This is a genomic window from Isoptericola jiangsuensis (genome assembly GCF_002563715.1).
In the GTDB taxonomy this organism is placed as follows: Bacteria; Actinomycetota; Actinomycetes; order Actinomycetales; family Cellulomonadaceae; genus Isoptericola; species Isoptericola jiangsuensis.
On sequence record NZ_PDJJ01000001.1, the window covers coordinates 1,047,522 to 1,067,178 of the forward strand.

Consider the following 19,657-nt stretch of genomic DNA (forward strand, 5'->3'; position numbering starts at 1 on the left):
GGGCTCAACCGATGGAAGGACGCAGCAGGGTGGACCTGTTCGAATACCAGGCTCGCGACATCTTCGAGAAGCACGGTGTTCCCGTGCTCGGCGGTGTCGTCGCGACGACGCCCGAAGAGGCTCGCGCAGGCGCAGAGAAGCTGGGCGGCGGGACCGTCGTCGTGAAGGCCCAGGTCAAGACCGGTGGCCGCGGCAAGGCCGGTGGCGTCAAGCTCGCGCACTCGCCGGCCGAGGCGCAGGAGAAGGCCGCCGAGATCCTCGGCATGGACATCAAGGGCCACACGGTCCACCGCGTGATGATCGCGCAGGGCGCCAAGATCGCCGAGGAGTTCTACTTCTCCGTGCTGCTGGACCGCTCGAACCGCAACTACCTGGCCATGTGCTCGGTCGAGGGCGGCATGGAGATCGAGCAGCTGGCCGTCGAGCGTCCCGAGGCCCTCGCCAAGGTGGCCGTCGACCCGATCGTCGGCATCGACGAGGCCAAGGCCGCGGAGATCGTCGACGCCGCGGGCTTCGCCGACGACCTCAAGGCCCCCGTCGCCGACGTCATCCGCAAGCTCTGGACGGTCTTCACGGCCGAGGACGCGACGCTGGTCGAGGTGAACCCGCTGGTCCGTACCGAGGACGGTGCGATCGTCGCCCTCGACGGCAAGGTCACCCTCGACGAGAACGCCTCCGAGGTCCGGCACCCGGACCACGCCGAGCTCGAGGACGCCGCGTCCACCGACCCGCTGGAGGCCAAGGCCAAGGCGAACGGCCTCAACTACGTCAAGCTCGACGGCGAGGTCGGCATCATCGGCAACGGCGCGGGCCTGGTCATGTCGACCCTCGACGTCGTCGCCTACGCCGGCGAGGCGCACGGCGGCGTGAAGCCCGCCAACTTCCTCGACATCGGTGGCGGCGCGAACGCGCAGGTCATGGCGAACGGTCTCGACGTCATCCTCAACGACCCGCAGGTCAAGAGCGTGTTCGTCAACGTGTTCGGCGGCATCACCGCCTGCGACGAGGTCGCCAAGGGCATCGTGGGCGCGCTGGAGATCCTCGGCGACGAGGCCACCAAGCCGCTCGTCGTCCGCCTCGACGGGAACAACGTCGCGCTCGGCCGCCAGATCCTGGCCGACGCCGCGCACCCGCTCGTGACCCTGGCCGAGACCATGGACGGCGGCGCCGACAAGGCCGCCGAGCTGGCCAACGTCTGACCGCCGGAACCTGAGAGCAGAGACACCAACACCATGTCGATCTACCTGAACTCCGACTCGAAGATCATCGTCCAGGGCATCACGGGCGGGATGGGTGCGAAGCACACCGCCCTCATGCTCGACTCGGGCGCCCAGATCGTCGGCGGCGTGAACGCCCGCAAGGCCGGCACGACCGTCGAGCACAAGGACCACGAGGGCAACGACGTCACCCTCCCGGTCTTCGGCACCGTCAAGGAGGCCATGGCCGAGACGGGGGCGAACGTCTCCGTGCTCTTCGTGCCGCCGGCCTTCACCAAGGACGCCGCGATCGAGGCGATCGACGCCGAGATGCCGCTGATCGTCGTCATCACCGAGGGCGTGCCCGTCCAGGACACGGCCGAGGTCTGGGCCTACCTGCAGGGCAAGTCCACGCGCATGATCGGCCCGAACTGCCCGGGCATCATCACGCCGGGCGAGTCGCTGGCCGGCATCACCCCGCACACCATCACGGGCAAGGGCCCGGTCGGTCTCGTGTCGAAGTCGGGCACCCTGACCTACCAGATGATGTACGAGCTGAAGGACTTCGGCTTCTCGACCGCCATCGGCATCGGCGGCGACCCGATCGTCGGCACCACGCACATCGACGCGCTCGAGGCGTTCGAGAACGACCCCGAGACCAAGGCGATCGTCATGATCGGCGAGATCGGCGGCGACGCGGAGGAGCGCGCGGCGGCCTACATCGCCGAGCACGTCACCAAGCCGGTCGTGGGCTACGTCGCGGGCTTCACCGCCCCCGAGGGCAAGACGATGGGTCACGCGGGTGCGATCGTGTCCGGCTCGGCCGGCACCGCGCAGGCGAAGAAGGAGGCCCTCGAGGCCGTCGGCGTGAAGGTCGGCAAGACGCCGTCCGAGACCGCTGCGCTCATGCGGGAGATCCTCCAGGCGCTCTGAGTCGAGCAGCCCTGACGCCGAGGCGTCGGGTCCGGTCGCGGCACCACCTCCGGGCGGTGCGCGGGACCGAACCCGGCGCCTCGGCGTTTTGGTGCCCGACGACGGCGGGCGGACGGGCGACGATGGGGGCGTGAGCAGCACCTCCCGCACCTCCCCGCCCCGGCTCCTCGAGCAGATGGCCGCCGTCGCCCCGTGGCGGGCCCGCCTCGCGCTCGCGTCGTCGGGCGTGTGGGCGGCGCTGCAGGCGGTCGGGCTGTCGTTCGCGGTGGTGGCCCTGTTCGCCGTCGTGGTGGTGCTCGACGCCCCGTCCACGTCCGGGACCGACGGCGGCCTGTCCGCCGGCGTGGGCGTCGCGACCGGTCTGTGGCTGCTCGCCCACGGCGTGCCGCTGTCCGCGGGCGCCGCGACGGTGACGCTGGTGCCCCTCGGGCTGACGGCGCTCCTGGTGTTCACCGCGCACGTGTCCGCGAAGCGGTCCGCCGCGCCGACGCTCGCCGCCTGGCTGGGCGGCACGGTCCTGTACACCGGGGCGGTCGTCGCGCTGACGGTCGCGCTCGACCTGGCGGGCACCGCCGCCCCCGACGGGGTCGGCGGGCTCGTCGTGCAGGTGGGCGCGGCCGTGCTCGGCGGCCTCGTCGTGGGGGGCGGCGGCATGGCGCTCGGCATGTTCTCCGCGCCGGACGGCCCACTGCTGGCGGGCATCACGCCCCGCCTGGACCCGTGGCTGCCGGACACCCTGCGCCTGGGCCTGCGCGCGGGGCTCGTGGGCGTGGCGCTGCTGGTCGGGCTCGCGGCGGTGCTCGTCGGGGTGTGGGTCGTCACGGGGCGGGACGCCGTCGCCCAGGTCGCCGACGGCCTCGGCGGGAGCTGGCTGGGCGTCACCCTGCTCGTCGTCGTGCAGCTCGTGCTGGTGCCCAACCTGGTGGTGTGGGCGTCGGCGTGGATCGCCGGGCCGGGCTTCGCCGTCGGGACGGGCAGCGCGTTCACCACGGCCGGGTCGCACGCGGAGGTCCTGCCCGCGGTGCCGCTCCTGGGTGCGCTGCCCGGCGACGCGTGGAGCCCTTCGGTCGCGGTGTGGGCGCCGGTCCTGGTCGTGGCCTGCGGCGCGGCCGCCGGCTGGTTCGCGTGGCGCAACCTGGAGCCGGGCCTCGTCGGCGGGCGAGACGTCGCGTGGATCCTCGCGGGGACGACCCTGTCGGCGGGCGCCACGACGGTGCTGCTCCAGTGGCTCGCGGGCGGCGCCGCCGGTGCCGGCCGGCTGGCCGACGTCGGCGCCGACCCCTGGGTGACGGGCGGGGTCGTCGCCGCCGAGGTCGGGGGAGGAGCAGCCGTCGTCCTGGTCGCCGCGTGGGCCGTCGAGGCCCGTCGCCGGGCCGCGTGACGGCCGGGTCGAGGGCCGCCGGGCGCCGCATAGGGTAGGGCCGTGCAGACTCCGTCCGGCCATCCCGTCGCCCCCGCCCCCGGCGCCCGCCTCGTCGTCCTCGCGTCGGGCGGCGGCTCCAACCTCGCCGCGCTGCTCGCCGCGCACGACGACCCCGCCTACGGCGCCCGGGTCGTGGGTGTCGTCTCGGACAAGCCGGGCGCGGGCGCGCTCGACCTGGCGCGGGAGGCGGGCGTGGCGTCCGTCGTCGTCGCCCCGGCCGACTTCGCGGACCGCGCCGCCTGGAACGAGGGCGTCGCCGAGGCCGCAGCCGTGTTCCGGCCGGACTGGGTGGTGCTGGCGGGCTTCATGCGCATCCTCGCGCCGTCGTTCCTCGGCCGGTTCCCGGGGCGGGTGATCAACACCCACCCCGCGCTGCTGCCGTCGTTCCCCGGCGCGCACGGCGTGCGGGACGCGCTGGCCTACGGCGTGCGGCAGACCGGCTGCACGGTGCACGTCGTGGACAACGGCGTGGACACCGGCCCGATCATCGCCCAGGCCGCGGTGCCGGTGCTGGACGACGACGACGAGTCGTCGCTGCACGAGCGGATCAAGGTGGCCGAGCGGTCGCTGCTCGTCGAGACGGTCGGCCGGGTGGCACGTGAGGGCCTCACCGTGGAGGGTCGCCGCACGCGGATCGGCTGACCCTCCGCCGGGACGGGGACGGCCCGTGCCACCCGGGGCGTCGGGCGGCACGGGCCGTGACCGTGAGGGCCGGTCCCGGCCCCGGGGTGACGTCAGGCGGCGGACCAGCCGCCGTCGGACGCCAGGACCTGCCCGTTGACGTTCGTCGAGTCCTTCGACAGCAGGAACGTGATCGACGCGGCGAGCTGCTCGGGCATGGCGATGTCCGCCATGATCCCCATGCCGGCCTGGACGCGACCCATGCCGAACTCGTCCACGTCCCGCGGCTGCATGCCGGTCGCGACCCCACCGGGCGCGACGGCGTTCACGCGCACGCCGGTGCCCGTGTACATGTAGGCGGCGTTCTTGGTGAGCCCGACGACGGCGTGCTTGGAGGCCGTGTAGGCGGCGCCGGCGGCCGAGCCGCGCAGGCCCGCCTCGGACGCGACGTTGACGACGCGCCCCTCGGCGGCCGCGAGCATGCCGGGCACGACGGCGCGCATGAGCTTCATCGTCCCGGTGACGTTGACGCCCAGGACCCGCTCCCAGGTGCCGTCGTCGACGGAGTGCACGGGCGCGAACCGGTCCATGATCCCGGCGACGTTGGCGAGGGCGTCGATGCGGTCCCCGGCGGCCTCCACGACGCGCGCGACGGCGGCGGAGTCGGTGATGTCGGCGACGACGGGCACGATCGCGGCGCCCTCGGGAAGCGTGGCGGCGAGGTCGGCGGCGAGCTCGTCGAGGCCGGACCGCGTCATGTCGACCGCGACGACGCGGCCGCCCTCGCGGGCGACGCGGGACGCGGTGGCGCGGCCGATGCCGGACGCGGCGCCGGTGACGACGACGGTCTGCCCGGTGAATCGGCCGGGGGTGATCTCCTCGACCCACTCGGCGGGTTCGGGCGCGACGGTCTCGCTCGCGGGCGCGGCGGTCCCGGTGGCGGCGTCGGTCGCGGCGGGGGCGGTGTCGCCGGCGGCGCGGAGCTCGGCGGCGCGGGCGACGAGGGCGTCGGCGGCCTCGGCCGGGAACTTGCCGCGGGAGAGCTTGACGAGCCTGCCGAGGGAGAGGCGACGGGCCGGCGCGAGGGACGAGGGGGTGGTCCCGGCCTCCGCCAGCATCTCGGTGAGCACGCGCTCGCCGACAGGGTCGGCGAGCCACTCGGCGACGGTGTGCTTGAGGGTGAGCTCGGTCATCGGAGGTCCTTCGTCGGTACCGGACACTGTTGTCCGGATGTGGTCACTACACTAGCACCGTGACCACCGAGGCAGGCAGCAGCTCGCGCCGCAGCAACCCCGGCCCCCGGGCCGCGGCGCGCAACCGGGCGGCGCTCCTCGCCGCCGCCCGCGAGGTGTTCGCCGAGCACGGCGCGCACGCCCCGCTCAACGCCGTCGCCCGGCGCGCCGGCGTCGGCCAGGGCAGCCTCTACCGGCACTTCCCCGACCGCGTCGAGCTCGTCATCGCGCTCTTCGAGGAGCAGGTCGTCACCCTCGAGCAGCGCGGCGCCGACCCGGACGCGCGCCTCGCCGACCTCCTCGGGCTCATCACCCGCCACGCCATGGACTCCGTCGTCAGCATCGACCTCGTGTCCGCCCGGCCCGAGGAGCGCCCCGACCCCCGGCTCACGGACCTGCGCTCCCGCGTCGCCGACGTCCTGGCGACCCGTGTCGACGACGCCGTCCGCACCGGCGCCGTCCCGCCCGGGACCACCGTCGAGGACCTCCTGCTCGGCGTCGAGCTCGTCACCGCCGCCCTCACCCGCCGCCCCGCCGTCGAGCGCGCCGTCTACGCGGCGCGCGCCTGGGCGCTGCTCGGCTTCGAGGCCGCGCCCCCGCGCTGAGCGGCGCCGTCCCGTGCCGGCGGGCACCGAGTCGGGATGCGTCGCGACGACTCCCGAGGCTCCGCGCGGACTCGCGCCGTCGTGCGCTGACTCGCGTTGGCCTGCGCTGAGTCGCGTTCTCCCGCGCTGAGTCGCGCCGCCGTGCACTGACTCGCGGACCCTGCGTTGACCTGCACCGATGTCGGACCGCGCCGGACTGCGTTTTCCTCGCGCCGGGGCGTCGGCCGGGGCGTCCGGCCCTGCCCGGCGACGGCCGTTGCGGGCGTGTTGCGGTCTGGTAACAGTTAGAGAGGCGAGGTAGCAAAAAGGTCGAGCGATGGCCAGAGTGTGAGCCACACCACGTCCGAGGGTGGGTGGGGGCCGGTACCCGGGCGCCACCACGACGTCGAAGGAGCTCACGTGAAGCGCACTCGTTCTCTCGCCGCGGTCGCGACCGCGGCGGCCGCCGCCCTGGTCCTCACCGCCTGCGGAGGCACCGACGACGACACCGCGGGCGGTGACGGCGACACCGGTGACCTGACGGTCTGGTTCATGGACGGCTCCGTGCCCGACGACGCGCAGGCGTGGCTCACCGACGAGTTCGCCGCGCAGAACCCGGGCTCGACGCTCACGATCGAGATCCAGCAGTGGGACGGCATCGTCGAGAAGCTCCAGACGGCCATGGCCTCGGAGTCCCAGACGCCCGACGTGGTCGAGGTCGGCAACACGCAGTCGCCGACGTACACGGCGGTCGGGGCGTTCGCCGACGTGACCGACGAGGTCGACGGCTGGGGCGGCGACGACCTCATCCAGTCGTTCATCGACATCGGGTCGGTCGACGACACCGTCTACACCGTCCCGTTCTACGCGGGGTCGCGCATCTTCTACTACAACAAGGACCTGTTCGCGGCCGCCGGCGTCGAGCCGCCCACCTCCCTCGACGACTTCACGGAGGTCGTCTCCACCCTCACGGAGGCCAACCCCGAGGGGACCGACGGGTTCCAGGGCGCCTACATCGCGGGCGTCGACCAGCACACCCTCGAGGCGTGGCTGTACACGAACGGCGGCCAGTACGCCGTGCAGGAGGGCGACCAGTGGGTCGGCAACCTGTCGAGCCCCGAGTCGATGGCCGCCATCGAGCAGGTCGCCGCGCTCTACGAGGCCGGCGTGCTCGGCGCCGAGGACTCCGTCGACGCCGCGCAGGAGCCGTGGAACGACTTCAACGAGGGTCGCGTCGCGATGTTCTCCGGCCTGACCTGGTCGTACCCGAACATCGCCGAGGAGCTGCGCGAGAACGACAAGGTCGGCGTCTTCGCGGTGCCCGGCCTGGAGGACGGCACGCTCGGCAAGACGTTCGCGGGTGGCTCGAACCTCGGCATCGCGGCGAAGAGCCAGCACCCCGAGCTCGCCGCCAAGGTGCTCGACCTGGTCTACTCCGACGACTTCCAGATCATGATGGCGCAGAACGGCTGGGTGCCCGGCAACACGACGTTCGCCGACGCGCAGGGCACGGCCGACAACGCGGCGCTCCTCGCCGAGGTCGCCGCGAACTCGCAGCTCACCCCGCCGGCCCGCTACTGGGCGCTCGTCGAGGGCGAGAACCTGGACAAGGACTTCTGGAAGGCGATCGCCACCGGGCAGGACCCGGCCACCGTGGCCGCGGACACCGACGCCCGCATGGAAGAGCTCCTCAACAAGTGACGTGACGACGCCGGGCGGGGCCGCGACGGTCCCGCCCGGCGTCGCCGTCCCCTCGTCACCCGGAGGTACCCGTGGCCGCACCCACCGCGCCGACACCACCCAGGACGACCCGTTCGTCACCCCGCCCCGCGCGACGCCGAGACCAGGGCTCGCGGCTGCCGTACGCGCTGCTCCTCGGGGCGACCGCCGTCGTGCTGCTCGCCCTCGGCTACCCGCTCGTGCGGCAGTTCGTCCTCGCGTTCCAGGACTACGGGCTGGAGCAGCAGTTCGGCGCCCCGGCCGAGTTCGTGGGGCTGGACAACTTCACCACCGTGCTCACCGACCCGTACACGTGGGAGGTGTTCGCCCGCTCCATCGTGTTCTGCCTCGTCACGGCCGCGGTGACGATCGTCGTCGGCGTGTTTGTCGCCGTCGTCATGATGCGGATGTCCGGGTGGGCGCGCCTGCTGCTGCAGACGGTGCTCCTGCTCGTCTGGGCCGTCCCGATCGTGTCGTCGCTGACGGTGTGGCAGCTGTTGTTCGACACCCGCTTCGGCGTCGTCAACTGGGTCCTGGAGCGCGTCGTGCCGTGGTGGCCCGACGACTACAACTGGCTGGGCCAGGCGACCGGCATGCTCACCATTGCCTCGATCATCATCATCTGGATGTCGGTGCCGCTGGTCGCGTTCATGGCGTACGCGGGCCTGAGCCAGGTCCCCGAGGAGGTCCACGAGGCCGCCGAGCTCGACGGCGCCGGGGTGTGGGCCCGCTTCTTCGGGGTCACCGTGCCGATGGTCGCCCCCGTGCTGCTGCTCATCGGCCTGCTGCAGATCATCTGGGACCTGCGGGTGTTCACGCAGATCAAGATCCTCCAGGACGCCGGCGCGCCGCTCGACGACACCGACGTGCTCGGCACGTACATCTTCCGGCTCGGCATCGGGCAGGGCGAGTTCGGGATGGCGGCCGCGACGGCCACGATCGTGCTCGGCCTGACGGTCCTGGTGACCCTGCCGTACGTCCACCAGCTCTTCAGGAACGACCGGGAGGTCTCGTCATGACCGCCGTCACGGAGGCCCCCGCACCGGCCGAGGCACGGACCGTCCCGACCGAGCGGCGGCGGGGACGGACCCGCGGTGCGCGCGTGCGGCGCGCGGCGAACGTGTTCGCCGTCGTCACCGCCGTCGTGTGGTTCTTCCCGCTGTACTGGATGATCAGCTCCGCGCTGCTGCCCAACTCCGAGTTCCGGTCGTCGACGCCGACGTTCGTCAACACCCATCCGACGACCGAGCACTTCGCGGGCGTCCTCGGCGACGACCGCTTCTGGTCGGCGATGACGGTCAGCCTCCAGGTCACGGGGATCTCGGTCGTGGTCGCGGTGTCGATGGCGTTCCTCGCGGCCGTCGCGATCTCCCGGTTCCGGTTCCGCGGCCGCAAGGCGGTCATCGCCTGCATCCTCGTCATCCAGATGATCCCCGCCGAGGCGCTGTTCATCTCCCAGTACAAGATGCTCGACGGCTGGGACCTGCTCAACAGCGTCGTCGGTCTGTCGATCCTTTACGTGGGCATCATCGTCCCGTTCAACATCTGGATCCTCAAGGGGTTCGTCGACGGCGTCCCGGTGGAGCTGGAGCACGCCGCGATGATCGACGGCTGCACGCGCGTCGGGTCGTTCGTGCGGATCACGCTCCCGCTGCTCGGCCCGGGCCTCGTGACCGGCGCGATCTTCGCGACGATCACGGCGTGGAACGAGTACACCCTCGCGCTGGTGGTGATGAGCGACGGCAACCAGACGCTGCCGCTGTGGCTCCAGTACTTCTCGGGAGCCAACCAGGCGACCAACTGGGGCGGCATCATGGCCGGCTCGCTGCTCATCGCCCTGCCGGTGATCGTGCTCTTCATGACGGTGCAGACCCGCATGGCCGCCGGGCTCACCGCGGGGGCGGTCAAGGGCTGAGGGCCTCCGGGTGCCGGGGCGCCCGGTAGGATCGAGGCGGCCGTGACTGGCGAAGGTGGACAACCACCGGGGAGCGGCCGCCTCGACGCCCGGACCTGACGGGCGCCGTCGAGACCGCCGTGAGCGCCGCCCGCCTGGGCGCCAGGGTTTCCGCGAAGACCTACCCGCGAGGAGACCACACCACGATGTCTGCCGCCCCCACCACCCCGGACGTCCAGCTCGCCGACGACGCGCAGCGTCCCGTGCGCCGCGCCCTGCTGAGCGTCTACGACAAGACCGGGCTCGTCGAGCTCGCCACCGCCCTGCACGCCGCGGGCGTCGAGCTCGTCTCCACGGGCTCCACCGCGTCGCGCATCGCCGACGCCGGGGTGCCGGTCACCCCCGTGGAGGACCTCACCGGGTTCCCCGAGTGCCTGGAGGGTCGCGTCAAGACGCTGCACCCGCGCGTGCACGCCGGCATCCTGGCCGACACCCGCAAGGCGGACCACCTGGCGCAGCTCGCCGAGCTGGGGATCGGCACGTTCGAGCTCGTCGTGGTGAACCTCTACCCGTTCGCCGCGACGGTCGCCTCGGGCGCCGCGCCGGACGCCGTCGTCGAGCAGATCGACATCGGCGGCCCCTCGATGGTGCGTGCCGCCGCGAAGAACCACCCGAGCGTAGCGGTCGTCGTCGACCCGGCCCGCTACGACGACGTCGTCGCGGCCGTCACCGGCGGCGGCTTCACGTTCGCCGAGCGCAAGCGTCTCGCCGCCGCGGCGTTCGCGCACACCGCGCAGTACGACGTCGCCGTGGCCGCCTGGTTCGCGTCGGTGTACGCGCCCGACGCCGCCGCGATCGAGTCGGGTCTGCCGGACGTCGCGGGCGCCGCCTATGAGCGCGCCGACGTGCTGCGCTACGGCGAGAACCCGCACCAGCGCGCCGCCCTCTACCGGGCCGTCGACGGCTCGACGGGCCTCGCGCAGGCCACGCAGCTGCACGGCAAGGCGATGAGCTACAACAACTACGTGGACGCCGACGCCGCGTGGCGCGCCGCCCACGACCACGCCGAGCCGGCCGTCGCCATCATCAAGCACGCGAACCCGTGCGGCATCGCGGTGGGCGAGGACGTCGCGCAGGCCCACGCCCGCGCGCACGCCACCGACCCGGTGTCCGCGTTCGGCGGCGTCATCGCCGCGAACCGGGTCGTGACGAAGGCCGCCGCCGAGCAGATCGCCCCGGTGTTCACCGAGGTCGTCGTGGCGCCGGGCTTCGAGCCCGAGGCGCTCGAGGTGCTCCGGGCCAAGAAGAACATCCGCCTGCTCGTCATGGACGCCCCCGCGGACGGTGCCGCTCGCGTGGAGACCCGCCCGGTCTCCGGCGGCCTGCTCGTGCAGGAGGTCGACCGGTTCCAGGCCGACGGCGACGACCCCGCCGCGTGGACCCTCGCCGCCGGCGAGCCCGCCGACGAGGCCACCCTCGCCGACCTCGCCTTCGCGTGGCGGGCCGTGCGCGCCGCGAAGTCGAACGCGATCCTGCTCGCCGCGGACGGCGCCGCCGTCGGCATCGGCATGGGCCAGGTCAACCGCGTCGACTCGTGCCGACTGTCCGTCGAGCGGGCGAACACGCTCGCCGACGGCGCGGAGCGGGCTCGTGGCGCCGTCGCCGCGTCGGACGCGTTCTTCCCGTTCGCCGACGGCCTGCAGGTGCTGCTCGACGCGGGCGTGCGTGCCGTCGTGCAGCCCGGCGGGTCGATCCGGGACGAGGAGGTCGTCGAGGCGGCCCGGGCGGCCGGCGTGACGATGTACCTCACCGGGACGCGCCACTTCGCGCACTGACGCCCTCGGGCCGGACTCCGGTCGGCCCGTCCGCCTCCGCCGAGCAACGAGCGTGCCGGCAGCCTCCCCTCACGGACCGTCCGAGGAGACTGCCGGCACGCTCGTCGCGTCTCGGCGTCCCCGGGAGGTGGAGAGCGGCCCGGCGGCAGGCGCCGTGCGCTCAGCCCGCGAGGGCGTCGCGCAGGCGCACGGCCGGGTCGGCGGCGGCGTCGAGGTCGACGACCAGCGGTGCGGGCCGGTTCATGGCCTTGCGCACCGCGCCGACGTCGCGGGGGGAGTCGACCAGGAGCACGGCGTGCACGGTCGCGGCGCCGTCACGCGTCGTCCCGGCGGCCCGCCCGTCCGTCGGCCCGGGCTCCACGGCGTCGGTCCAGAACGCCGCCCACGCGCCGTCGCCGGGCGTGCCACGCAGGACGGTGGGGTCGCCGCCGGGCATCCCGAACAGGGCGAGGTCGTGGCCGAGCTGGCGCGAGAACACATAGGGGGCGTGCGGCGCCCCGGCGTCGAGGCCGAGCAGCGCCCGCACGGTGTCGTCGGGGTCGTGCAGCGCCGAGGACCAGTGCCCGCCCGGCACCCGCCCGAGGACCGGGTGCGGCCGGGTCGCGGCGTCGCCGACGGCCCACAGCCCGGGCACGCCGGTGACGGCGCCCCGCGCGTCGACCCGCAGCGTGCCGACGTCGTCGAACGCGTCCGGGGGCAGGGTGGCACGCAGCCACGCGGTGGCGGGCCGGGCGCCGACGGCGGCGAGCACGACGTCGCCGGGGACGTGCTCGCCGGAGCCCAGGGTGACGCCGTCGGGGCGGACGCTGCTCGCGGGGGAGTCGAGGAGGAGCCGCACGCCGGCGTCGGCGAACCACGGGGCGAGCAGGCCGCCGACGCGGGTGCCGAGCTGGCGGGCCAGCGGCGCCGGTCCCGCCTCGACGACGGTGACGTGGGCCCCCGCCCCGGCGGCCACGCCCGCGACCTCGGACCCGACCCAGCCCGCCCCGACGACGACCAGCCGCACCCCGGCGCCCAGGTCGCGGCGCAGCCGCTCGGCGTCGGCGGCGGTGTGCAGGACGTCGGCTCCCCAGCCGGGCGGGACGACGGGGCGGGAGCCGCACGCGAGCACCACCGCGTCGGCGGCGAGGCTGTCGCCGGAGCGGGTGGTGACCGTGCCGGGCCGCCAGGCCACCGCGGGGTCGTCGAGCCGGACCTCGTCCGCGAGGACGCCGACGTCGACGCCGATGTCGGCGGACAGCCAGACGGGCTCCGGGCGGGTGAACAGGTCCTTGGACAGCGGGGGGCGGTCGTACGGGGGGACGCCCTCGTCGCCGAGCAGCACGACCCGGCCGGTGAAGCCGTGGGCACGCAGCGCCGCGACGCTCTGCGCGCCGGCGAGCCCGGCCCCGACGACGACCACGGTGCCGGGCGGCGAGGGACGGTCGGCTGCGGAGGCGCGGGCGGTGCTCACCCGGCCGACCCTACCGGGCACCGGCACGACCCGGAGGGGGCGTCCCGGCCTCCCGACCGGGGCCCGGACGGGCACCGCCCGACGGTACGCTCGTGGTCGTGGTCCCCGACTCCTCGCCCCCCGCGACCCCTCGCTGGCACGCCGTCGACGCCCCGGCGGCGTCCGGTCGCGCCGCGCCCAGCCCGGTGCCCGCCATCCTGGTGGTCCTCACCGGGATCGTCGCCACGGTCGTGCTGGGACTGACGGTCGACGCGCGGACGGGGGCGCTGACGCTGGCCGCGACGCTGGCGGTCGCCGGTGCCTGGCGCGCCACCTCGCCGACGGGGCCGGCCGGGCTGGCGATCCGCAGCCGCGGTTTCGACGTCTTCCTGTGCTGGTCGGCGGCCACCGGGCTGTCCGTGCTGGCCCTCACCGCGCCCGGCATCTGAGCGGACCGGCGGCCCCCGCCCCCGCGTCACGACCGCGGGCGCCCGGGACGGCGGCCGCCCCCCGACGCACGGAAGCCCGCGAGCAGCTGCTCGCGGGCTTCCGTGCGTCCGGGCCCGGTCGGCCCGTCGGACGTGGTGTCAGGGCTTGGCGGGCGGGGTGGCGTCGTCGCCCTCGGTGCGGGGCTCGTCCGTGGCGTCCACGACGGGCTCCTCGACGACGGGCTCGTCGACGACGGGCTCGGCGGCGACCGGCTCGTCCTCGACGACCTCGGTGACGACGACCTCCTCGACGACGTCGTCCTGCCGCGCCTCGACGGCGGCCGCGGTCGCGGTGGCCGTCGCGGCGACGGCCGCGGCCTGGGCGGCGGCGGGAGCGGTGCCCGGCTGCTCGTCCCAGGTGGGGTCCGCGACGCCCTCGGTCAGCTCGTCCGTGGCGGGCAGCGGGGCGAACGCGCGGGCGAACAGCGCGGCGAGGGCGGCGCCGACGAGCGGCGCGACGACGAACAGCCAGTACTGCTGGCCGACCTTGCCGTCGCCCCAGGCGTCCGGGGAGACGAGGGAGGCCAGCGACCGCGCCGGGTTGAACGACGTGTTCGTCACCAGCCATGAGACGATGTGCAGCGCGCCGAGGGTGAGGCCGATGACGACGGCCGGGTAGGCGATCTTCGCGCGCGGGTTGGTCACGCCGAGGATGACGCCGACGAACACGGCGGCGATGAGGATCTCGACGACGAGCGCGGGCAGCAGGTCGAACGTGGCCTGGCCCTGCGTGATCGTGTTGAGCGGCGAGAAGTCGCCGAACCCGTTGGCGGTGGAGGCGAGGACCTCGCCCTTGCTCGCCTTGCCGACCAGCGCGGCGTACGAGTCGGGGATGATGAGGAGCAGGAGGGCGCCGCACGCGGCCGCGCCGACGAGCTGGGCGACCCAGTAGGGCGCGAGGTCGGCCCAGCGGGCGCGACCGGCCAGCGTGAGACCGAACGTCACGGCCGGGTTGAAGTGCCCGCCGGACAGGTGCCCGACCGCCGCGATGGCGGCGATGAGCGCGATGCCGCCGGCGAGGGCGACCGTGAGGATCGAGCCGCCGTTGGCGGCGTTGAACGTCGCGGTGCCGACGATGCCGAGCACCAGCACGAAGGTGCCGAACGCCTCGGCGGCCAGGCGGGTGAACAGGCGGGGCGGTGTCGGCGCCCCGACCTCGACGTCGGTCAGGGTGTGCTCGGCCATGGTGGTCCTTTGCTGGTCGTCGGGTGAGATCACGTGCGCCGGTGCCGGGCGCGCGGTGATGCTGGCACCGGAACCTGGGAGGCGCCTGTGTGGCCGGCGCCACGTCCACGGTGCGACTCCTGCACCGTACCGTGCGGCGTCGGATCGGGGCGGCAACCGGGCCGTCGGAGGTGACTGCACCGGTCGGGTGCGCCAGAGTAGGGCCATGACTGCTCCCGTGAACGTCACCGTGACCGGCGCCGCCGGCCAGATCGGGTACGCACTGCTGTTCCGCATCGCCTCCGGCGCCATGCTGGGGCCCGACACCCCGGTGCGGCTCAAGCTGCTCGAGATCCCGCAGGCCGTCAAGGCGGCCGAGGGCACCGCGATGGAGCTCGACGACTGCGCCTTCCCCCTGCTGGCCGGCATCGACGTCGACGACGACGCCGCGCGGGCCTTCGACGGCACGAACGTCGCGCTGCTCGTCGGGGCCCGGCCCCGCGGCCCGGGCATGGAGCGCGGGGACCTGCTGGAGGCCAACGGCGGGATCTTCGGGCCCCAGGGCCGGGCCATCAACGACCACGCCGCGGACGACGTCCGCGTCCTGGTGGTGGGCAACCCGGCGAACACCAACGCCCTCATCGCGGCGGCGCACGCCCCGGACGTCCCCGCCGCCCGGTTCACGGCCATGACCCGCCTGGACCACAACCGGGCGCTGTCCCAGGTGGCGCACAAGGCCGGGGTGCCGGTCGCGCAGGTGCGGCGTCTCGCGATCTGGGGCAACCACTCGGCCACCCAGTACCCCGACCTGTTCCACGCCGAGGTCGCGGGCGCCCCGGCGGACGCGCTCACGGCCGACACGGCGTGGCTCACGCAGGAGTTCGTGCCGACGGTCGCCAAGCGTGGCGCCGCGATCATCGACGCCCGGGGCGCGTCGTCGGCGGCGTCCGCGGCGAACGCGGCGATCGACCACGTGCACGACTGGGTGCTGGGCACCCCCGAGGGCGACTGGACGAGCGCGGGGGTCGTGTCCCGGGGCGAGTACGGCGTGCCCGAGGGCCTCGTCTGCTCGTTCCCCGTGACGTCGTCGGACGGGGAGTGGCACGTGGTCGAGGGTCTGGAGATCGACGACCTCTCCCGCGGGCTGATCGACGCCAGCGTGGCGGAGCTGGAGGCGGAGCGCACGGCGGTGCGCGAGCTCGGCCTCGTCTGAGACCCGCGCGCCCGGGTCGCCCGCCGCAGGGCGCCCGTCCGGTCGACCGGACGGGCGCCCGCGCGCGACGCTCGGGCGCCCGGAAATTCCGTCGAGGAATGTCGGTCCCGCGACGTACTGTCGACGGGCCATGATCGATGCACCCTCCTCCCTCGACCCGCGCCGTGTCGCGGACGCCGACCCGTCCGCCCGCCGCGCCGTCGACCCTGCCCGCCGCCTGGACTGGCGGCGCCTGCGCGCCCCGCTGGCGGCCGTCGCCCTGCTCGCCCTGACCCTGGGCGCGGTCGGCGCCGCCCTCGGCACCGTCGTCGCCGGCGGCCTGGCCGAGGACCCGACGCTGTCCGCCCTGCTGCTCCTCGCCCTCTGCGTCGTCGGCGCCGCCCTGCTCGACTCCGTCGGGCAGGTCGTGTGGGCGGGCGTCGTCGACCGTGCCGAGGGCACGCTGCGCGGCGACCTGCTGACCGCCGCGCTGCACCAGCCGCTCGCCACCCTCACGGAGCAGGCCGTCGGCGAGGTGCTCGACCGCGTCGACGACGACACCCACGCCGTCGGCACCCTGGTGCGCCGCCAGCTCTGGGGTGCCGGGCGCACCCTGGTGGGCGTCGTGCCCATGTGGGTCGTGGCGGGCGTGACCTGGTGGCCCGCGTGGATCCTGTTCCCGGCGCTCGCCGCCCTCGCGGGTGTGCTGGTGCGGCCGATGCTCGGCGAGATCGCCCGCCGCAAGGTGGTCGAGGAGGCGGCCTGGACGGACCACGCCGCGGCGTTCGAGGAGTCCGTCGCCGCGCGCGACGACCTGCGCACGAGCCTCGGCCAGGCGTTCGCGATCCGACGTCTGGCGCAGCGCTCCGCCGACGTGCACGCCAAGTTCCGGTCCGTGGTGGCCGTCGAGACCCGCATGCTGCGCCGTGCGGGCCTGGTGCTGGCGAGCCTCCTGGCGGGCGTCGCCGTGACCGGTGCCGCGCTGGCCGCCGACGGCGACCTGCCCGTGGCGAACCTCGTCACCCTGTTCCTCGTCACGGCGATGTTCGTCGGCCAGGTCGACAACCTCGTCCACCACCTGCCGGACATCCAGGAGGGTGTGGGCGCGGTGACGCGCCTGCGCCAGATGCTCGCCGTCGTGCCGGAGCCCGTCGGGGGCGACCGCGTCCCGGCCGGGCCGGTCGGGATCGAGGTGCGGGACCTGCACTTCTCCTACGCGGAGGGCACGTTCGCCCTGCAGGGCGTCGACCTGCGCGTCCCCGCGGGGCAGACGATCGCGCTCGTGGGGCGCACGGGCTCCGGCAAGTCCACGCTCGCGTCGCTGCTGTCCCGCGCCGTCGAGCCGGAGCGCGGCAGCGTGTTCCTCGGCGGTGCCGACGTGCGCGACCTCGACCTGCAGCACCTGCGCGCCGCCGTCGGCGTCGTCACGCAGCGCACCGAGATCCTCGCGGGCACCCTCGCGGAGAACGTCGCGCTGTTCTCCGACGTGCCGCGCGCGGACGTCGAGGCTGCCGTGCGCGAGCTGCGGCTCGACGACTGGGTCGCGGGTCTCCCCGACGGCCTGGACACCCTGCTCGGTCCGGGCGGCACCACGCTGTCCGCGGGCGAGGAGCAGCTCGTCGCCTTCGCGCGCCTGCTCGTGCGCGACGTCCAGGTGGTGGTGCTCGACGAGGCCACCGCGCGCATGGACCCGCTCACCGAGTCGCGCGTCGTCGCGGCGTCCGAACGGCTGCTCACCGGGCGGACGGGCGTGCTCGTCGCGCACCGGCTCACCACGATCGAGCGGGCCGGGCTCGTGGCGGTGCTCGACCACGGCCGTGTCGTGCAGCAGGGCCTGCGCGCGGAGCTCGCGCGCACGCCCGGCCGGTACCGCGACCTGCTGGTGGCGAGCGCCGCGCACGGCGGCGACGTGCTCGACGAGGACGAGCCGGACACCGCGGCGGGGTCCGTGGACACCGGGACCGCGGCCGACGGTGCGGTCGACGACGGCCCGGTGACGCCCGGCACGGACGACGACGGACGCCCGCAGGCCGTGGGCGGCCGGCGCCGGCGCGGCACCCCGCCGCCGGCCCGCGACCCGGGTGACGGGCCGAGCCTCGCCCGGGGCGTGCTGCACGCGCTCGTCGTGCGGCCTGCGTGGGGCGTGGTCGGCGGCGTCCTGTTCCTCGTGGCGAGCCTCGTGTCCGCCCAGGGGGCGGTGACGGGCTTCCTGTGGGGCCGCGCGGTCGAGGGCATCGAGGACGGCTTCCCCACCGTCCTGCTCGTGACGTTCACGGTGCTGCTCGTGGCGGCGCCCCTCGCCCTGGCCTACGCGATCTACCTGTACCCGCGCTGGTGGATCGAGGTGCTGCTGCGTGTGCGCATGTCGGTGATGACCGGCCAGACGCGCCAGCAGCGGCTCGCCGCCACCCCGCCGGGCGAGATCGTCGCCCGGGCGATGGACGCCGACCGGTTCGTCCGGTACGCGGACCGCTGGGTCGACTTCGTCAACGGTCTGGTCATCGCGGGCGTCACGGCCCTCATCAGCGGGTCGTGGCTCGCCGGGGGCGTGCTGCTCGCCGTCATGGTGGTCTCCGCGGGCGCCTCGGCGATCGGCCGGCCGATCGCGGGGCGGTCGGCCACGCAGTCGTCGGCGGCCCGCGCCCGGTTCGGGCGGGCCCTGGTGTCGGCGCTGGACTCGGCGCGCACGGTCAAGCTCGCCGCGCGGACCCCCGAGGTGCACGCCCACCTGCGCGAGGTCGACGGCGGGCGGGTGCAGGCCGCGGTGTTCGAGCACCGCGTGCAGGCCGCGCTCGACGGCGTCCCGCAGGTGATGATCCAGCTGGGCGTGGTCGCGGCCTGGGGCGGTCTGCTCGCGGGCACGTGGGACCTCGCCACGGCGCTGCTCGTCGCCAACGCCGTGAACGGCTTCGGCTGGTTCGGCACGGTCGCGGGCGCGGTCGTCACCGAGGCGCCGGGCACGCGGTCGTGGCAGCGGGCCACCAGCCGGTTCGCGGGCGGAGCGGACCTGGTGGACCTGCCGGACGGGGTCGACCTGCTCACGGGGGAGGCCCCGGCGCCGGTGGCGGGCACGCGCCGGCCGCTCGAGCACCTGGAGCTGTCCGGGATGGCGGCGGTCCACGACGACGGCACGATCGGCGTCTCGGGCGTCGACCTCGCCGTGCGGCGGGGCGAGCTCGTGCTGCTGCTCGGCCAGGTCGGGTCCGGCAAGTCGAGCATGCTGTCCGCGCTGGCGGGCCTGGTCCCGCACACGGGGGCGATCCGCTGGAACGGCACGGACGTGACCGACGCCGAGGCGTTCCTGCGTCCCGGGCAGGTGGCGCACGTCGCGCAGCTCCCGCGGGTGCTGTCCGGCACGTTCGCGGACAACGTGCGGCTCGACCACGAGCGGGACGTGCACGGCCCGGTCGCGGCGGCCCGCCTGGAGCAGGACGTGTCGGAGGCGGGCGGGCACGACGCCCTCGTCGGGCACCGCGGGGTGCGGCTGTCCGGCGGGCAGGTGCAGCGTCTGGCCCTGGCGCGGGCGCTGGCGGCGGACGCCGAGCTGCTGCTCGCGGACGACGTGTCGAGCGCGCTCGACGCCGCCACGGAGATCGAGCTGTGGGCGGCGCTGCGCGAGCGCGGCACCACCGTGGTCGGGGCGACGTCCAAGGGCGCTGCCCTGGCGCGGGCGGACCGCGTGGTCGTGCTCGTCGAGGGCGAGGTGGCCGCCGTCGGCCCGTGGGACGACCTGTCGTCCCGGTGGGGGCACCTGGCCGGCTGACCCGCCGCGCCGGGGGTCGACCCGCCGCCGGCACCTGGACCGGGGTCCGTCCCTCCCGGGGGACGGGCCCCGGTCGTGCGTCCGGTCGAGAAAAGGCGCTCCCGACCATTGCTGCAAACTTTCAGCAACGGTACAGTCGGCCCGAGGTCGCGACGCCGCGCGCGCCCCCCGGTCGACGAAG

At 74.7% G+C, this 19,657-nt stretch carries 15 protein-coding genes and 1 riboswitch; of the genes, 12 read left to right on the forward strand and 3 right to left on the reverse strand.

All coding sequences use genetic code 11. The features are described from left to right. Nucleotides 1-29: 29 nt before the first annotated feature. The 4 genes from sucC (at nucleotide 30) to purN (ending at nucleotide 4,194) form a co-directional block, all read left to right on the forward strand. Nucleotides 30-1,199: an ADP-forming succinate--CoA ligase subunit beta gene (sucC, locus tag ATJ88_RS04810; protein ID WP_098462844.1), complete on the forward strand. Its 1,170-nt coding sequence runs from the start codon at nucleotides 30-32 to the stop codon at nucleotides 1,197-1,199. A gap of 33 nt (nucleotides 1,200-1,232) precedes the next feature. After that, a complete protein-coding gene (gene sucD / locus ATJ88_RS04815) occupies nucleotides 1,233-2,129 on the forward strand; it encodes a succinate--CoA ligase subunit alpha (protein WP_098462845.1) in 897 nt (298 codons plus the stop codon). A gap of 130 nt (nucleotides 2,130-2,259) precedes the next feature. Continuing rightward, nucleotides 2,260-3,510 (forward strand): cell division protein PerM, encoded by a 1,251-nt coding sequence (locus ATJ88_RS04820; RefSeq protein ID WP_098462846.1) that lies wholly within the window; start codon nucleotides 2,260-2,262, stop codon nucleotides 3,508-3,510. 42 nt (nucleotides 3,511-3,552) lie between these two features. Further along, complete coding sequence (purN, locus tag ATJ88_RS04825; protein ID WP_098462847.1) at nucleotides 3,553-4,194, forward strand: phosphoribosylglycinamide formyltransferase; 642 nt, start codon at nucleotides 3,553-3,555, stop codon at nucleotides 4,192-4,194. Between the two features lie 92 nt (nucleotides 4,195-4,286). Here purN and ATJ88_RS04830 read toward each other — a convergent pair whose 3' ends face one another. Further along, entirely contained in the window at nucleotides 4,287-5,366 is a 1,080-nt protein-coding gene (locus ATJ88_RS04830; RefSeq protein ID WP_098462848.1) for an SDR family NAD(P)-dependent oxidoreductase, read from the reverse strand. A 59-nt stretch (nucleotides 5,367-5,425) separates the two neighbouring features. Here ATJ88_RS04830 and ATJ88_RS04835 point away from each other — a divergent pair, with 59 nt between their 5' ends. From ATJ88_RS04835 to purH, 5 genes are all read left to right on the forward strand, one after another. Continuing rightward, entirely contained in the window at nucleotides 5,426-6,010 is a 585-nt protein-coding gene (locus tag ATJ88_RS04835) for a TetR/AcrR family transcriptional regulator (protein ID WP_098462849.1), read from the forward strand. Nucleotides 6,011-6,409: 399 nt separating this feature from the next. After that, complete coding sequence (locus tag ATJ88_RS04840) at nucleotides 6,410-7,690, forward strand: extracellular solute-binding protein (protein WP_098462850.1); 1,281 nt, start codon at nucleotides 6,410-6,412, stop codon at nucleotides 7,688-7,690. 71 nt (nucleotides 7,691-7,761) lie between these two features. Next, entirely contained in the window at nucleotides 7,762-8,727 is a 966-nt protein-coding gene (locus tag ATJ88_RS04845; RefSeq protein WP_098462851.1) for a carbohydrate ABC transporter permease, read from the forward strand. Beyond that, nucleotides 8,724-9,623: a carbohydrate ABC transporter permease gene (locus ATJ88_RS04850; RefSeq protein ID WP_098462852.1), complete on the forward strand. Its 900-nt coding sequence runs from the start codon at nucleotides 8,724-8,726 to the stop codon at nucleotides 9,621-9,623. Before ATJ88_RS04845 ends, ATJ88_RS04850 begins: the two co-directional genes overlap by 4 nt. A 32-nt stretch (nucleotides 9,624-9,655) precedes the next feature. Further along, nucleotides 9,656-9,770, forward strand: a riboswitch (ZMP/ZTP riboswitch). 38 nt (nucleotides 9,771-9,808) lie between these two features. Continuing rightward, a complete protein-coding gene (purH, locus tag ATJ88_RS04855) occupies nucleotides 9,809-11,437 on the forward strand; it encodes a bifunctional phosphoribosylaminoimidazolecarboxamide formyltransferase/IMP cyclohydrolase (RefSeq protein ID WP_098462853.1) in 1,629 nt (542 codons plus the stop codon). Between the two features lie 160 nt (nucleotides 11,438-11,597). Here purH and ATJ88_RS04860 read toward each other — a convergent pair whose 3' ends face one another. Continuing rightward, nucleotides 11,598-12,890: an NAD(P)/FAD-dependent oxidoreductase gene (locus ATJ88_RS04860; RefSeq protein WP_245852128.1), complete on the reverse strand. Its 1,293-nt coding sequence runs from the start codon at nucleotides 12,888-12,890 to the stop codon at nucleotides 11,598-11,600. 98 nt (nucleotides 12,891-12,988) lie between these two features. On the opposite strand from ATJ88_RS04860, the gene ATJ88_RS04865 reads away from it, so the two are divergent. Then, nucleotides 12,989-13,318: a DUF3017 domain-containing protein gene (locus tag ATJ88_RS04865; RefSeq protein WP_098465123.1), complete on the forward strand. Its 330-nt coding sequence runs from the start codon at nucleotides 12,989-12,991 to the stop codon at nucleotides 13,316-13,318. Nucleotides 13,319-13,456: 138 nt separating this feature from the next. Here the strand turns inward: ATJ88_RS04865 and ATJ88_RS04870 are convergent, their stop codons facing one another. Beyond that, complete coding sequence (locus ATJ88_RS04870) at nucleotides 13,457-14,542, reverse strand: aquaporin (protein WP_141538611.1); 1,086 nt, start codon at nucleotides 14,540-14,542, stop codon at nucleotides 13,457-13,459. Nucleotides 14,543-14,747: 205 nt separating this feature from the next. On the opposite strand from ATJ88_RS04870, the gene ATJ88_RS04875 reads away from it, so the two are divergent. Together ATJ88_RS04875 and ATJ88_RS04880 are read left to right on the forward strand one after the other, a co-directional pair. Continuing rightward, complete coding sequence (locus tag ATJ88_RS04875; RefSeq protein ID WP_098462854.1) at nucleotides 14,748-15,734, forward strand: malate dehydrogenase; 987 nt, start codon at nucleotides 14,748-14,750, stop codon at nucleotides 15,732-15,734. A gap of 130 nt (nucleotides 15,735-15,864) precedes the next feature. Further along, nucleotides 15,865-19,476, forward strand: coding sequence for an ATP-binding cassette domain-containing protein (locus tag ATJ88_RS04880; protein ID WP_098462855.1), 3,612 nt, complete (start codon nucleotides 15,865-15,867; stop codon nucleotides 19,474-19,476). Nucleotides 19,477-19,657: the final 181 nt, after the last annotated feature.

What these genes read in the sequence shown, in the direction of transcription:
- sucD (WP_098462845.1), top strand. Translation starts at nt 1,233, where the DNA reads ATGTCGATCTACCTGAACTCCGACTCGAAGATCATCGTCCAGGGCATC.
- ATJ88_RS04830 (WP_098462848.1), bottom strand. Translation starts at nt 5,366, where the DNA reads ATGACCGAGCTCACCCTCAAGCACACCGTCGCCGAGTGGCTCGCCGAC.
- ATJ88_RS04850 (WP_098462852.1), top strand. Translation starts at nt 8,724, where the DNA reads ATGACCGCCGTCACGGAGGCCCCCGCACCGGCCGAGGCACGGACCGTC.
- purH (WP_098462853.1), top strand. Translation starts at nt 9,809, where the DNA reads ATGTCTGCCGCCCCCACCACCCCGGACGTCCAGCTCGCCGACGACGCG.
- ATJ88_RS04870 (WP_141538611.1), bottom strand. Translation starts at nt 14,542, where the DNA reads ATGGCCGAGCACACCCTGACCGACGTCGAGGTCGGGGCGCCGACACCG.
- ATJ88_RS04875 (WP_098462854.1), top strand. Translation starts at nt 14,748, where the DNA reads ATGACTGCTCCCGTGAACGTCACCGTGACCGGCGCCGCCGGCCAGATC.
- ATJ88_RS04880 (WP_098462855.1), top strand. Translation starts at nt 15,865, where the DNA reads ATGATCGATGCACCCTCCTCCCTCGACCCGCGCCGTGTCGCGGACGCC.